Here is a 14,446-nt window from a genome sequence, read left to right on the forward strand (position 1 = left end):
TGCGCGGACGGGTGACACGGCTGCGCTAGGGTCGTGCGTCGTGCCCGACCTCTCGGCGATCGTGAAGGCCTACGACATCCGCGGTGTCGTCGGCGACCAACTGGACGAGCCCACCGCGCGCGCACTGGGTGCGGCGACGGCGCGGCTCGTGGCGGGTGACGACCCGGCGCCGTCGGCGGTGGTCGTCGGGCGGGACATGCGGGACAGCTCGCCCGCGCTCGCGGCGGCGTTCGCCGACGGGGTGACCGGGCAGGGGCTCGACGTCGTCGACATCGGGCTCGCGAGCACCGACATGCTCTACTACGCCTCCGGCACGCTGGACCTGCCCGGCGCGATGTTCACCGCGAGCCACAACCCGGCCGCCTACAACGGCATCAAGCTGTGCCGCGCCGGCGCCGTCCCGGTCGGCCAGGACTCCGGCCTCGCGACGATCCGCGACGAGGCGGGCCGCTTCCTCGACTCCGGGGTCCCCGAGGTCCCGACGCCGGGTGCCGTGCGCACCGAGGACATGCTCACCGGCTACGCGCGCTACCTGCGCGGCCTGGTCGACCTGACCTCGCTGGACGCCTCCCCGGAGCTGACCGTCGTCGTCGACGCCGGGAACGGGATGGGCGGGCACACCGTCCCGACCGTGTTCGACGGCCTGAACGTGCGCGTCGTGCCGCTGTACTTCGAGCTCGACGGGAACTTCCCGAACCACGAGGCGAACCCGCTGGACCCGGCGAACCTGGTCGACCTGCAGAAGCGGGTCGTCGCCGAGGGCGCGGACCTCGGCCTGGCCTTCGACGGCGACGCCGACCGCTGCTTCGCCGTCGACGAGCGGGGCGAGGCGGTGAGCCCGAGCGCCATCACCGGGCTGGTCGCGGCCCGCGAGCTCGCCCGGGCGCACGCGGCGGGGGAGTCCGACGTCGCCGTCATCCACAACCTGATCACCTCGCGGGCGGTCCCGGAGCTGGTCGCCGAGCACGGCGGCCGCGCGGTCCGCACCCGGGTGGGCCACTCGTTCATCAAGCAGACGATGGCCGAGACCGGCGCGGTGTTCGGCGGCGAGCACTCCGCGCACTACTACTTCCGCGACTTCTGGAAGGCCGACTCCGGCATGCTCGCGGCGCTGCACCTGCTGGCCGCACTCGGCGAGCACCGGGCGGCCGCCGCCGGGGCGACGGTGTCCGGGCTGATGGCGGGCTACGACCGCTACGCCGCCTCCGGGGAGATCAACTCGACGGTCGGCGACCAGGCCGCGCGGGTCGCCGAGATCGAGGGCGTCTTCGGCCCGCGCGACGGCGTCGAGCTCGACCGGCTCGACGGCCTGACCGTCTCGCTGCCGGACGGGTCGTGGTTCAACCTGCGGGCCTCGAACACCGAGCCGCTGCTGCGGCTCAACGTCGAGGCGGCCGACGACGCGGCCGTCCGTGCCCTGGTGGACGAGGTGCTGGCGGTCGTGCGCGCCTGATCGCGCGGCCCCGCACACCTGCGGTGATGGCGTCCGTACCCGGTCGGCTGCCGCGGAGTGTCGGTACCGGGTGGCAGCATCGAGAGCGCGACATGACGACGAGGAGAACCGTGGCCCTACAGCTCGACCCCCAGCTGCTGGAGATCCTGGCCTGCCCGTGCGACGCGCACGCGGTACTGACCCCGGGTGAGGACCGGCTGACCTGCACGGTGTGCGGTCGCGCGTTCCCGGTGACCGACGGGATCCCGGTGCTGCTCCTCGACGAGGCGCTGCCCGGGACCGGGCCGGCGGGGGACGGACGGGACGACGGGTGAACGGGGTGCTCGACGACACGCTGCTGGCCGATCCCGAGGGGCTGGCGGCGCGGGACACCACGGGCGTCCTGCGGGCCGCCGCGACCGCGGGCGCCCAGGTCCGCTCCGCGCTGTACACCGCGGGCCAGGCCGGGCTGGACCGGCTCCGCGGGCACCGTCCGCGCGCGCTGGTGCTGCTGCACCGGCCCGGTGTCTCCGGGGTGGTGGCCGACCTCGTCACGGCCCTGCTCGGGGACCGCTGTCCGGTGCCGGTCGTGGCCGCCGAGCGGCTGCCGGGCTGGATCGGGCCGCTGGACGTCGTCGTCGCGCACTCCGCGGACCCCACCGACCCGGAGCTGGCCGAGTCCGTCGCCGTCGCGGTGCACCGCGGCGCCGAGGTCGTGCTGTCCGCGCCGGACTCCGGGCCGGTCGCCCAGGCCGGCGCCGGGCGCGCCCGGCTGGTCGAGCCGCGCATCCCGCTACCCGAGGGGCTCGGGTTCGCCCAGGCGCTGACGGTCGCGCTGGTCGCCGTCGCCGAGCTGGACCTGCTGCCCGGGATGCGCAGCGAGGAGGTCCCGGCCCGGCTCGAGGCGCTGGCCGACGCGCTGGACGCCGAGGCCGAGCGCTGCCAGCCCGCGCACGAGCCGTTCGTGAACCCGGCGAAGGCGCTCGCGCTGCGGCTGGCCGAGCGGACGCCGCTGCTGTGGGGCGTGGACCCGGCCGCCGCCGCGGTGGCCCGGCACGGCGCGCTGGCGCTGGCCACCCACGCCGGCGTCGTCGCGCACGCCGACGGGCTCGCGCAGGCGGGCACCCTGGCCGGGCTGCGCGTCGCCGTCGACCTGTCCGAGCGGGGCGGGGGCGACATCTTCCACGACCCGTTCGACGACCCGGCCCCCGGCGGCGACGCGCCGCCGCCGCGGCTGGTGCTGCTCGGCACGGGGGAGGAGGACCCGCAGTCGGTGAGCCGCCGGGTGCTCGGCCGGGAGTGGCCGAACGCCGACCTGGCGCACCCGGTCGACGAGATCCCGCGCGGCACCCGCGACGCGGCGCTGCTGCGGGCCGGTGTGCTCGCCCTGCGCGCCGACATCGCCGCCGTGTACCTCGGCCTGGCGACCGGCGCCACCCTGATCACCTGACCCCGCGCACCTGACACCGGGAGACCCGTGGAACTGCTGGAGAACCCGATCCGCACCTACGCCTGGGGCTCGCGGACGGTCATCGCCGAGCTGCTCGGCGAGCCCGTCCCGTCACCCCACCCGCAGGCGGAGCTGTGGCTGGGCGCGCACCCGGCCGCCCCGTCGACGGTCGCCGGGGGCACCCGCCCGCTGCACGAGCTCATCGCCGCCGACCCGGTCGCCGCGCTGGGCCCGGGCCGCGACCGCTGGGAGGGACGGCTGCCGTTCCTGCTGAAGGTGCTGGCCGCCGAGGAACCGCTGAGCCTGCAGGCCCACCCGAGCCTGGAGCAGGCCCGCGAGGGCTGGGAGCGGGAGAACGCCGCGGGGATCGCGGTGGACGCGCCGGACCGCAACTACCGCGACGCCCACCACAAGCCGGAGCTGATCTGCGCGCTGACCGAGTTCGTCGCGCTGGTCGGGTTCCGCGAGCCGGCCCGCACGGTGGAGCTGCTGCGCGCCCTGGACGTCCCCGAGCTCGCCGCCTACACCGAGCTGCTCGCCGGCCAGCCGTGCCCGGACGGGCTGCGCGCGCTGTTCACCACCTGGATCACGCTGCCCCAGTCGGTGCTCGACGGGCTCGTCCCGGCCCTGCAGGACGGTGCGGTCCGGCTGCTGGAGCGTGGCACCGCCAAGGAGTGGACCGGCGAGGCGAAGACCGCGCTCGACCTGTCCGAGCGCTACCCCGACGACGCGGGCGTGCTCGCCGCGCTGCTGCTCAACCGGATCACCCTGGCCCCCGGCGAGGCGCTGTACCTGCCGGCCGGGAACCTGCACGCGTACCTGTCCGGGGCGGGCATCGAGGTGATGGCCAACTCCGACAACGTGCTGCGCGGCGGGTTGACGCCCAAGCACGTCGACGTGCCGGAGCTGCTGCGCGTCCTCGACTTCACCGCCCTGCCGCCGCCGGTCCGCGCCCCGGTCCCCGACCCCGGCGCCGACGGCTGGCACCGCTACGACGTGCCGGTCGAGGAGTTCCTGCTCCGCCGTGCGGTCACCGACGGCCGGGACAAGCTGGACGTCCCCGGCACCGGCGCCCGCATCCTGCTGTGCGTCGACGGTGACGCCGCGGTCGACACCGGGGGTGTCACCGTCGAGCTGCCCCGCGGCCGCGCGGTGTTCCTCTCCGCGGCCGACAGCGGCGCCGTCCTGACCACCGGCGAGGACGGGGCCACCGTCTTCCTGTCCGGCGACGCGCTGTAGCCCACCGCGCTCTCGCCCGTCGCGCTGCGGGTCTCCTGGTGGTGGCCCGCCGCGCCGCGGGCCACCGCGTCCCGGCTCACCCGGTGCGGCGGGCCGCGGCGGGGTCGGTCCCGTCGGCGTCGCCGTGCGCCCCGGCCGCACCGACCTCGGCCATCACCTCGGCGAACACCGCGACCGGGTCGGCGGCCGCCTCCGCCGAGAAGAAGCGCTCCAGCCCCTGCGCCGCGCCGGCGGCGTTGTGCTCCGCCCGCGGGAACATCGTCGCCTCGTAGCGGGCGACCGCGCCGGTGAGGTCGTGCGGGGTCGCGGCGACCTCGCGGGCCAGGTCGGCGGCGTCGAGCATGGCCGAGTTGGCACCCTGCCCGGAGAACGGCGACATCAGGTGCGCCGCGTCGCCGATGAGCGTGACCCCCGGGACCGGGTCCCAGCGGTGCCCGACGGGCAGCATCTCCAGCGGCCGCTCGACGATCCGGTCGTCGCACCGGACGATCAGCTCGCGCAGCTCGGGGGCGAAGCCCGCGAACGCGGTGAGCAGCACGGCGCGGGCCGCGGCCGGGTCGGCGAGCACCCCGGCGGTGGTGGTGAGGCCGTGCTCGGAGGCCCAGCCGGGCGGACGGTGGAACCCGGCGTAGACGCGGGCCGAGCCGTCGCCGAGCCGCTGGCAGAACAGGGCCCGTCCGGCGGCGCGGGTGGTCATCCCCCCGCGTCCGACGAGCGCCTCCAGGCCCGGGAACGACGCGGGCGTGACCCGCAGCTCGACGAAGGTCACCCCGGTGTAGGACGGCGTCGCCGCCGACAGCAGCGGTCGCACCCGCGAGCGCGCCCCGTCCGCCCCGACGACGAGGTCGGCCGTGACCCGCTCCCGCGTGCCGGGACCGGTGCCGTCGGGCGGTCCGGCGAGCACGGCGTCGAGCCTGCCGTCGTCGCGGTGCTCGACCCGGTCCAGCCGCGTGCCCCAGCGCACGGTGCCGGGGGCCAGGGACCCGAGCAGCAGCGCACGCAGGTCGCCGCGGTCGATCTCGGGGTTGAACAGCTCGCCGGGGGCGGCCCGCTCGTCGAGCAGGACCGCGCCGTCCGGGGCCAGCATCCGCATGTCCTGGCCCTCGGGCCGGGACACACGCAGGAACTCCTCCAGCAGACCGGCGGCGGACAGCGCGACCTGCCCGCTGTCGCGCTGCATGTCCAGGGTGCCGCCCTGGTCGCGGGTGGTGATGTCGGCCTCGCGTTCGAGCACGGTGACAGCGACGCCGTGGCGCTGCAGGACGCGGGCGAGGGTCAGGCCGCCGGGTCCGGCTCCGGTGACGAGGACGTGCGGTGGGGTGGTCATGGTGGCCTCCGGGGTGGGGGGAGTGCGAGTGGGTCGGCCACGACTGTAGGTGAAGTCGATTGAAAAGTGTAGTGACTTCACTTTCTGAGTGACTGCGCTAACCTGTCGCCGTGACCGCACCCGGACGCCGCGAACGCAAGAAGGCCGCCACCCGCCAGGGCATCGCGGACGCCGCACTGCGCCTGTTCCTCGACCGGGGCTTCGACGAGGTGACCGTCGCCGAGATCGCCGAGGCCGCGGACGTCTCGGTCACCACGCTGTTCAAGCACTTCGGCAGCAAGGAGGCGCTGCTGTTCGACGAGGACACCGAGCAGGAGTCCGAGCTGGTGGCCGCGGTGCGCGACCGCGCGCCGGGCACCGACGTCGTCGACGGGCTGTACGCCTGGCTGCTCGCGCGGGTCGACGGCCCGCCCGCCGCGCGACGGCCGTCGGCGGCCGAGATGGAGCGGTTCCGCGCGCTGACCGACGCGGCGCCGAGCCTGCGCGACCACGCGCGCCGGATGTGGGCCCGGCACGAGGCGGCACTGGCCGCGGCACTCGCGGCGGACGCCGGGCGCGCCGAGCCGGCACCGGCGGACCGGGTGCTCGCACACGTCGTCGTCGGGATCCCGCCGCTGCTGCGCGAGCAGGCGGGCCGGGCCCGCGAGCACCTCGACGCGGCGTTCGCCCTGCTCCGCCACGGCTACGACGGGGCTCAGTAGGTGTCGGGCGCCCGGTGGTGCTCGAAGATCAGCGACGTCCGGGTGCCCGCGACCTCGGCCCAGGCGTTGAGCGTGCCGACCAGGTCGCGCAGGGCCACGGTGTCGGCGGTCGCGACCCGGATCATGTAGTCGTCGTCGCCGGCGAGGAAGTACACGTCGCGGACCTCGGGGCGGCGGGACACCCGGGTCACGAACTCGGCGAGCCGGTCGCGGGCGTCGGACTGCAGGCGGACCGAGATCATGGCCTGCAGCGGGTGGCCGGTCGCCGCCGGGTCGACATCGGCGTGGTAGCCGCGGATCACCCCGCGCTCGCGCAGTGCCCGGATCCGGCCGAGGCAGGTCGACGGGGCGATCCCGGCCCCCGCCGCGAGTGAGTTGTTCGGTGTCCGGGCATCCCGCTCCAGCTGGCGCAGCAGGGCGCGGTCGACCCCGTCGAGCCGAACAGGGTTCGACGGTGACGGCCTGATCCGCCGCGGATTCGAAGAATCATCGTTCACAGAAGGCCTCCGAGAATCTTGTTCAGTTCTGTTGGCAGCTTATCGATGTTTCTTCACCATTGATGCAGGTAGCGGGCCGAGTGGAGGAGAGGGACATGCGCGTCGCGGTGCCGAAGGAGACAAAGGACAACGAGTTCCGGGTGGCGCTCACGCCCGCCGGGGTGCACGAGCTCGTCGGGCGGGGGCACGAGGTCGTCGTCGAGCACGACGCCGGCGCCGGGTCCGCGATCTCCGACGCCGACTTCAAGGAGGCCGGGGCGCAGATCGTGTCCGACACCGCCGAGGTGTGGGGCTCGGCCGAGCTGCTGCTCAAGGTGAAGGAGCCGATCTCCTCGGAGTACGGCCACCTGCGCCCGGACCTGACGCTGTTCACCTACCTGCACCTGGCCGCGTCGCGCGCCTGCACCGACGCGCTGCTGTCGGCGGGGACGACCTCCATCGCCTACGAGACCGTCACCGACTCCCGTGGCCGGCTGCCGCTGCTCGCCCCGATGAGCGAGGTCGCGGGCCGGCTCGCCCCGCAGGCCGGCGGCTACCACCTCATGCGCTCGGCGGGCGGGCGCGGCATGCTCCTGGGCGGCGTCCCGGGCGCGCCGGGTGCCGACGTCGTCGTGCTCGGTGCCGGTGTCGCGGGGGCGAACGCCATCGCCATCGCCGCCGGCATGCGCGCGAAGCTGACCGTGCTCGACGTCGACGTGGACAAGCTCCGCGCGATCGACGAGCAGTACGCCGGTGCCGTGCGCACCCAGTACTCCACCGCGCTGTCCGTGCGCGAGGCGGTGACCAGCGCCGACCTCGTGATCGGCGCGGTCCTGCTGCCCGGGGCCAAGGCGCCCACCCTGGTGTCGAACGAGCTCGTCTCCCAGATGCGGCCCGGCGCCGTGCTCGTCGACATCGCGATCGACCAGGGCGGATGCTTCGAGGACTCGCGGCCCACCACCCACGCCGACCCGACCTACCGGGTGCACGACACCGTCTTCTACTGCGTCGCGAACATGCCCGGCGCGGTGCCGCACACCTCGACCCGCGCGCTCACCAACGCGACGCTGCCGCACGTGCTGCGCCTGGCCGACCAGGGCTGGCGGGCCGCGACCGAGGCCGACCCGCACCTCGCCGCGGGCCTGTCCACCCACGCCGGGACGCTGCTGTCGCACGAGGTCGCGCAGGCGCACGGCCTGCCGCACGACACCCTCTGACCGGCCGGGTTCGACGGCGCAACAGCATCGTGACCTCAAATCTGTGCACGGAGACGTGACGCAGGACGCAACGACGTCGTAGCTTCACCGCCCATGACGGTCACGAGCCGTGGTGGCGGCATGTTCCGCACCAAGACGGTCGAGCAATCCATCCGGGACACCGACGAACCGGACACCCGGCTGAAGAAGGACCTGGGGACGATCGACCTGATCGTCTTCGGGGTCGCGGTGGTCATCGGCGCCGGCATCTTCACCCTGGCCGCCAGCACGGCCGGCAACATCGCGGGACCCGCGGTGTCGCTGTCGTTCGTGCTGGCCGCGGTGGCCTGCGGCCTGGCCGCGCTCTGCTACGCAGAGTTCGCCTCGACGGTGCCGGTCGCCGGCAGCGCCTACACCTTCTCCTACGCCACCCTGGGCGAGTTCATCGCCTGGATCATCGGCTGGGACCTGGTCCTGGAGTTCGCGGTCGGCTCGGCCTACGTGTCGAAGGGCTGGTCGGAGTACCTCGCCCAGACCCTCGGCCTGATCGGCATCGAGGTCTCGACCTCGTTCGAGCTGGGGAGCTTCTTCTCCTTCGACTGGGGCGCGCTGCTGCTCGTCGTCGTCCTGGCGTTCCTGCTCTACCGCGGCACGAAGCTGTCCAGCCGGGTCAGCCTGGTGATCACCACGATCAAGGTCGCGATCGTGCTGTTCGTGATCATCCTGGGCGCCTTCTTCATCAACGCGGCGAACTACACCCCGTTCGTCCCGGAGCCCACGCCCGGCACGGTCGAGACCGGCACCGGCATCCAGCAGTCGCTGCTGTCGTTCTTCGGGGGCGCCTCGTCGAGCGTCTTCGGGGTCTACGGCGTGTTCGCCGCCGCCGCGATCGTGTTCTTCGCCTTCATCGGCTTCGATGCCGTCGCCACGACGGCGGAGGAGACCAAGAACCCGTCGAAGGCGCTGCCGCGCGGCATCCTCGGCTCGCTCGCGATCGTCACCGTGCTCTACGTCGCCGTCGCGCTCGTGATCACCGGCATGGTGCCCTACACCGACCTGGCCACGAAGCCCGACGGCACCCGCGCCACGCTGGCCACGGCGTTCGCCTCGCTCGGCATCAACTGGGCGGCGACGATCATCGCCGTCGGCGCGCTGCTCGGCCTCACCACGGTCGTCATGGTGCTGATGCTCGGCCAGATCCGCGTCATCTTCGCGATGTCGCGCGACGGGCTGCTGCCGACCGCGCTGGCCAAGACCAACCGTTTCGGCACCCCGGGGCGCGCCACCTGGCTGATCGGCGTCGTCATCGCCCTGGTCGCGACGTTCTTCCCGGCCCAGGACCTCGAGCAGATGGTCAACATCGGCACGCTCTTCGCGTTCGTGCTGGTCTCGATCGGCGTGGTGATCCTGCGCCGGACCCGGCCGGACCTGCCGCGCGGCTTCCGTACCCCGCTGGTGCCGCTCGTGCCGATCCTGGCCGTGCTCGCCTGCGTCTGGCTGATGCTGAACCTGTCGGTGGAGACCTGGCTGCGGTTCGTCATCTGGATGGTCATCGGCGTGATCGTGTACTTCTCCTACTCGCGGAAGAACTCGATCCTCGGCCGTCGCGAGCGGGGTGACCTGCCCGCCCAGGCGACGTCCTCCGACTGAGTTCCCCCGGCGACGGCGGCGTACCCGATTCCCGGGTGCGCCGCCGTTCCGTATCAAACGGACAGAACGTATCTTTTCGGCCATGACGGCCAGAAGCCCCAATGGCGGGATCTTCCGCACCAAGACGGTCGAGCAGGCGATCCGGGACACCGAGGAACCGGAGTTCCAGCTCAAGAAGGCACTCGGACCGGTCCAGCTCACGATCATGGGTATCGGTGTCCTGATCGGCACCGGCGTGTTCGTGCTGGCGGGCGAGGCCGCGGCGCTCTACTCGGGTCCCGCGGTGTCGCTCTCGTTCCTCATCAGCGGGATCGTGTGCGCGCTCGCGGCGCTCTGCTACGCCGAGTTCGCCTCCACCGTCCCGGTGGCGGGCAGCGCGTACACGTTCTCCTACGCCTCGATGGGCGAGTTCATCGCCTGGATGATCGGCTGGGACCTGGTCCTGGAGTTCACCCTCGGCGCGGCCACGGTGTCGAAGGGCTGGGGTGGCTACTTCGACACGGTGATGGCGAGCATCGGGCTCCCGGTGCCGGAGGCCGTCTCCGCCGGGCCCGGCGGAGACGGGATCATCGACCTGCCCGCGGTGTTCATCGCGCTGCTGATGATGACCGTGCTGATAGTCGGCATCAAGCTGTCGGCCTGGGTCAACGCCACGGTCACCACGCTCAAGCTGGTGATCGTCGCCGGGATCATCGGGATCGGCGTCTTCTTCGTCTCGGGCGAGAACTGGATCCCGTTCGTCCCCGAGTCCCGGCCCGCCGACTACTCCACCGCGGCGGGCACCCCGCTGATCATGGACCTGTTCGGCATCGACACGGCGTTCGGCCTGACCGGCGTCTTCACCGCGGCCGCGCTGGTCTTCTTCGCCTACCTGGGCTTCGACATCGTCGCGACGCTGTCGGAGGAGGTGAAGGAGCCGCAGCGCACGATGCCGATCGGCATCATCGCGTCGCTGACCATCGCCACCCTGCTCTACATCATCGTGTCGCTGGTCTACACCGGGATCCTGCCCTACGAGCAGCTCGGGGTGGAGGCACCGGCCGCGGCGGCGATGGCGGCGACCGGGCTGCCCGCGGCGGAGTTCATCATCTCCTTCGGCATCCTGATCGGCCTCACCGTCGTGATCATGACGCTGATGCTGGGGCAGACCCGCGTCGCGTTCGCGATGAGCCGCGACCGGCTGCTGCCGCCGTGGCTGGCCCGGGTGCACCCGACCTTCCGGACCCCGTACCGGCTGACGATCATCACCGGTGTCTCGGCGGCCCTGATGGGCGGCTTCCTGGAGCTCACCGAGCTCGGGCAGCTGGTCAACATCGGCACCCTGGCCGCGTTCGTGCTGGTCTCGATCGGCGTGATCGTGCTCCGGAAGCGCCGCCCGGACCTGCCGCGCACGTTCAAGGTGCCGTTCATGCCGGTGCTGCCGATCGTGTCGGCGGTGGCCTGCTTCGGTGTGGCGCTGTTCCTGCCGGCCGACACCTGGATCCGGTTCTTCGGCTGGATGGCGCTGGGTGCGGTGATCTACTTCGTCTACGGCCGGACGCGCTCCCGGCTGGCGACGGGCCAGACCCTGGCCGAGATCGCCGCCGAGTCCCGCGGCCGCAGGGCCCCGCAGCGGGGCGAGGAGCAGTAGTCGACCGGTACCTGAGCGCTGTCACGGCCCGGCCGGGCAGCGCTCAGGTACCGATGATCATGCGTTCGGCAGGGTGTAGCCGGCGAACCGCTCGCGCAGGGTCTTCTTGGAGAACTTGCCTACGCTGGTCTTCGGCACCTCGTCGACCAGCTCCAGGGCATCGGGGAGCCACCACTTCGCGACCCGGTCGGCGAGGAAGTCCCGCAGCTCGTCGAGGGTCAGCGTCGCGCCCGGCTCGACGACGACGCAGGCCAGCGGCCGTTCCACCCACTGCGGGTGCGCGACGCCGATCACCGCGGCCTCGGCCACCTTCGGGTGCGCCATGATCTCGTTCTCCAGCTCGACCGTGCCGATCCACTCGCCGCCGGACTTGATCAGGTCCTTGGTGCGGTCGACCAGGCGGAACGAGCCGTACGGGTCGACGGTGGCGACGTCGCCGGTCCGCAGCCTGCCGTCGTCGGTGAACTGAGCACCGCCGCCCTCGCCCTTGTGGTACTCCTTCGCGATCCACGGCCCGGACGCCTGCACCTCGCCGGTGGCGTGGTCGTCCCAGGGCATCTCCTCGCCGGTCTCGGGGTCGGCGATCCGCATCTCCACCAGCGGCATCGGTCTGCCCTGGCGGACGCGCGCGGCGGCGAGCTCGTCGTCGGAGGCACCGTCGAGGTGCGAGCCGAGCACGGCCATCGTGCCGATCGGCGAGGTCTCGGTCATGCCCCAGATCTGCAGCAGCGGTACGCCGAGCCGGACGCGGTACTCCTCGCACAGCGCCTTCGGGACCGCCGAGCCGCCGCAGAAGATCGTGCGCAGCGACGACAGGTCGCGCTCGCCGAGCAGCGGCAGCACGTTCATCCAGATCGTCGGGACCCCGCCGGTGACGGTGACCCGGTGCCGCTCCACGAGGTCGACGATCACGCCGGGGGACAGGTCCGGGCCGGGGAACACCAGGTCGGTGCCGGCGAGCAGGCAGCCGTAGGGCAGGCCCCAGGCGTTCGCGTGGAACATCGGCACGACCGGCATGACGACGTCGCGCTCGGACAGTGCCGGGCCGTCGGCGATCAGCGTGACGAGCGAGTGCAGCATCGTCGAGCGGTGGCTGTAGACCACGCCCTTCGGGTTCCCGGTGGTCCCGGACGTGTAGCACATCGCGGCGGCGCTGTTCTCGTCGTCGACGACGAACCGGCCCGCGTACGGCTCGGCCGCGGCCAGGAGCTCCTCGTAGGACCGGATCCGCGGGTCGTCGGGGACCGCGACGTCGGCGCCGTCGTCGAGCACCACCACGTGCGCGACGCCGGGCAGCCGGTCGACGTGCGGCCAGAACAGCGGCAGCAGGGAGCGGTCGACGAAGACGACCTCGTCGCCGGCGTGCTCGGCGACGTAGACGAGCTGGTCGGGGTGCAGCCGGATGTTGAGCGTGTGCAGCACCCGGCCGGTGCACGGGGCGGCGAGGTAGAGCTCCAGGTGCCGGGAGGTGTTCCAGCAGAACGTGCCGACGCGGCCGTCCGCGGAGACGCCCAGGGTGTCCAGGACGGTCGCGAGCCGCCGCACCCGTTCGGCCCACTGGGCCACCGTGACGACGTCCTCGGTGCCGTCCGGCCGAGCGGTCACCATCCGTTTGCGCCCGAACAGCTGCTCCGCGCGGTGGAACACGTGCGGCAGGGTCAGCGGGCGGTCCTGCATCAGTCCGAGCACATCGATCAACCTACCGGCGGAGGTGACCGCGATCACCCACCTCTCGGGCAGGTGCGGGTCGCAACGGATCTGCCGCGGACACTCCCTGTGACCGCCCGACCGCAGTACGCTCGCCGTCCATGACCGACGCGTCGCCGGACGACCCGCACTCGCCTGCGGTCTGCCTCGACGTCGGCTCCTGCTGGACCAAGGCCGTGCTGGTGCTGCCCGACGGGACCCCGGCGGGGTTCGCCGAGCACCCCACCACGGCCGACGTGCTCACCGGGGTCGACGCGGCCGTCGCCGCCGCGGCGGCCGCCGCGGGCCGGGGCAGGCGTGCCGCGCCGCGGGTGCTGGCCTGCTCCTCGGCGGGCGGGGCACTGCGCCTGGCCGTGGTCGGGGCCGAGACGTTGATCGCCACCGAGGCCGGGCACCGGGTCTGTCGCTCCGCGGGGGCCCGGGTGGTCGGGGTGCACCCCGGGCCGCTGGAGCCCGACGCGGTGCTGGAGCTGTCGAGCCGTCGCCCCGGGGCGGTGCTGCTGCTCGGCGGTGCCGACGGTGCCGACCCGGCGGTGCTGCTGCACAACGCGGGCAGGCTGGCCCGCACCCGCGGGCACTGGCCGGTGCTGCTCTCGGTCGACGACGGCGCCCGCGCCGACGCGCTCGGCCTGCTGCTGGCCGGCGGGCGGGCCGTCACGACCTGCCCCAACGTCACGCCGCAGCCGGGCCGGATCGTCGCCGGGCCCGCGCGGGACGCCGTCGCCGCGCTCTACGCCCGGCACGTCCTCGGGGCGGGCACCGGCCGGTTCGGCGCACTGGTCCACTCCGCCACGCACGCCGCGGTCGGCGACGGGGCCGGGGTGCTGGCCCGGCTGACCGGGACCGGGGTGCTCGTCGTCGACGTCGGGTCGGCGACCACCGACGTGCACCGCAGCGGCCCCGGGCCCGGCCCGGCGGCCGCGACCGTGGAGGGCGACCTCGGGGTGCGCGACGGCGCCGTCGGCGTCCTGACGGAGGCCCAGACCGAGGGCATCGTCGACCCGGTGGAGGCCGACCTGCTCGGCCCGGCCGTCGCCGCGCTGCAGGAGTCGCGGGCCACCGTGCCCGCCGACCGGGGCGCGGCCGCCGAGGACCGCAGGCTGGCCGCGATCGCGGCGGTGGTCGCGCTGCGCAGGCACCTGCGCCACACCGGCGTCCTGGCCGACCCCGCGCACCCCGGGACCGGCCCGGACACCCCCGTCGACGCGGGTGAGATCGGTCTCGTCGTGCTCACCGGGGGCGTGTTCCGCCAGCGCGACGCGGCCGGGCTGGCCGCGGCGGCCCTCACGGTGCGCCACGACGCCGTCCTGGCCCCGCTGCTGGCCCGGGCGGAGGTGCGGGTCGACAGCGAGTCCGTGCTGGCCCCGGCCGGGCTGCTGGCCGCGCACGGCCGCGAGGTCGCGGCGGGCGGGCTGCTCGCCGAGCACCTGACGGGCTGATCACGCCTGAGTTGACACCCCCGCGGTGGCTCGGAACCATGGAGGTCGCGACATCGCCGGGCGCCGAGAGGCGCTGCAGCGGCCGTCACCGGCCGCCACGCTCGGGCCCGGCCGGCACGGACGAGGAAGGGCGCCTGTCTCCGACGAGGAGGGAGGACGCCGTGAACCGTGTACGCCGCTCCTCCTCCCGGTCGGACCG

12 protein-coding genes are annotated in these 14,446 nt (G+C 73.7%); 9 read left to right on the forward strand and 3 right to left on the reverse strand.

All coding sequences use genetic code 11. The features are described from left to right. Positions 1 to 40: 40 nt before the first annotated feature. The 4 genes from KPL57_RS00600 to manA all read left to right on the forward strand — a co-directional run bounded on the left by KPL57_RS00600 (position 41) and on the right by manA (position 4,121). The gene (locus KPL57_RS00600; protein ID WP_226349957.1) at positions 41 to 1,453 is read left to right on the forward strand and encodes a phosphomannomutase/phosphoglucomutase; all 1,413 of its coding nucleotides are present in this window, start codon (positions 41 to 43) and stop codon (positions 1,451 to 1,453) included. A gap of 110 nt (positions 1,454 to 1,563) precedes the next feature. Further along, a complete protein-coding gene (locus KPL57_RS00605; protein ID WP_226349958.1) occupies positions 1,564 to 1,767 on the forward strand; it encodes a Trm112 family protein in 204 nt (67 codons plus the stop codon). Then, complete coding sequence (locus KPL57_RS00610; protein WP_226349959.1) at positions 1,764 to 2,882, forward strand: SIS domain-containing protein; 1,119 nt, start codon at positions 1,764 to 1,766, stop codon at positions 2,880 to 2,882. Before KPL57_RS00605 ends, KPL57_RS00610 begins: the two co-directional genes overlap by 4 nt. 27 nt (positions 2,883 to 2,909) lie before the next feature. Then, a complete protein-coding gene (gene manA, locus KPL57_RS00615) occupies positions 2,910 to 4,121 on the forward strand; it encodes a mannose-6-phosphate isomerase, class I (RefSeq protein ID WP_226349960.1) in 1,212 nt (403 codons plus the stop codon). Positions 4,122 to 4,197: 76 nt separating this feature from the next. Here manA and KPL57_RS00620 read toward each other — a convergent pair whose 3' ends face one another. Then, positions 4,198 to 5,448, reverse strand: coding sequence for an NAD(P)/FAD-dependent oxidoreductase (locus tag KPL57_RS00620; protein ID WP_226349961.1), 1,251 nt, complete (start codon positions 5,446 to 5,448; stop codon positions 4,198 to 4,200). 110 nt (positions 5,449 to 5,558) lie between these two features. Here KPL57_RS00620 and KPL57_RS00625 point away from each other — a divergent pair, with 110 nt between their 5' ends. Beyond that, the gene (locus tag KPL57_RS00625) at positions 5,559 to 6,149 is read left to right on the forward strand and encodes a TetR/AcrR family transcriptional regulator (RefSeq protein ID WP_226349962.1); all 591 of its coding nucleotides are present in this window, start codon (positions 5,559 to 5,561) and stop codon (positions 6,147 to 6,149) included. Here KPL57_RS00625 and KPL57_RS69215 read toward each other — a convergent pair. Then, positions 6,143 to 6,646, reverse strand: coding sequence for an Lrp/AsnC family transcriptional regulator (locus tag KPL57_RS69215; protein WP_226349963.1), 504 nt, complete (start codon positions 6,644 to 6,646; stop codon positions 6,143 to 6,145). The two genes, KPL57_RS00625 and KPL57_RS69215, sit on opposite strands and share 7 nt — an antisense overlap. Positions 6,647 to 6,741: 95 nt before the next feature. On the opposite strand from KPL57_RS69215, the gene ald reads away from it, so the two are divergent. The 3 genes from ald to KPL57_RS00645 all read left to right on the forward strand — a co-directional run bounded on the left by ald (position 6,742) and on the right by KPL57_RS00645 (position 11,101). Beyond that, positions 6,742 to 7,842 carry an alanine dehydrogenase gene (ald, locus tag KPL57_RS00635; RefSeq protein WP_226349964.1) on the forward strand — a complete coding sequence of 367 codons (1,101 nt, stop codon included), beginning with the start codon at positions 6,742 to 6,744 and terminating at the stop codon, positions 7,840 to 7,842. A gap of 93 nt (positions 7,843 to 7,935) precedes the next feature. Next, entirely contained in the window at positions 7,936 to 9,471 is a 1,536-nt protein-coding gene (locus KPL57_RS00640) for an amino acid permease (RefSeq protein ID WP_226349965.1), read from the forward strand. 82 nt (positions 9,472 to 9,553) lie between these two features. Then, positions 9,554 to 11,101: an amino acid permease gene (locus KPL57_RS00645; RefSeq protein ID WP_226349966.1), complete on the forward strand. Its 1,548-nt coding sequence runs from the start codon at positions 9,554 to 9,556 to the stop codon at positions 11,099 to 11,101. 57 nt (positions 11,102 to 11,158) lie between these two features. Here KPL57_RS00645 and KPL57_RS00650 read toward each other — a convergent pair whose 3' ends face one another. Continuing rightward, on the reverse strand, positions 11,159 to 12,778 hold the full coding sequence (locus tag KPL57_RS00650) for a long-chain fatty acid--CoA ligase (protein WP_226349967.1): 1,620 nt from the start codon (positions 12,776 to 12,778) through the stop codon (positions 11,159 to 11,161). 131 nt (positions 12,779 to 12,909) lie between these two features. Between KPL57_RS00650 and KPL57_RS00655 the strand changes: the two genes are divergently transcribed. Further along, positions 12,910 to 14,247 (forward strand): glutamate mutase L, encoded by a 1,338-nt coding sequence (locus KPL57_RS00655; protein ID WP_226349968.1) that lies wholly within the window; start codon positions 12,910 to 12,912, stop codon positions 14,245 to 14,247. Positions 14,248 to 14,446: the final 199 nt, after the last annotated feature.

The organism is Pseudonocardia sp. ICBG601, from assembly GCF_020496245.1.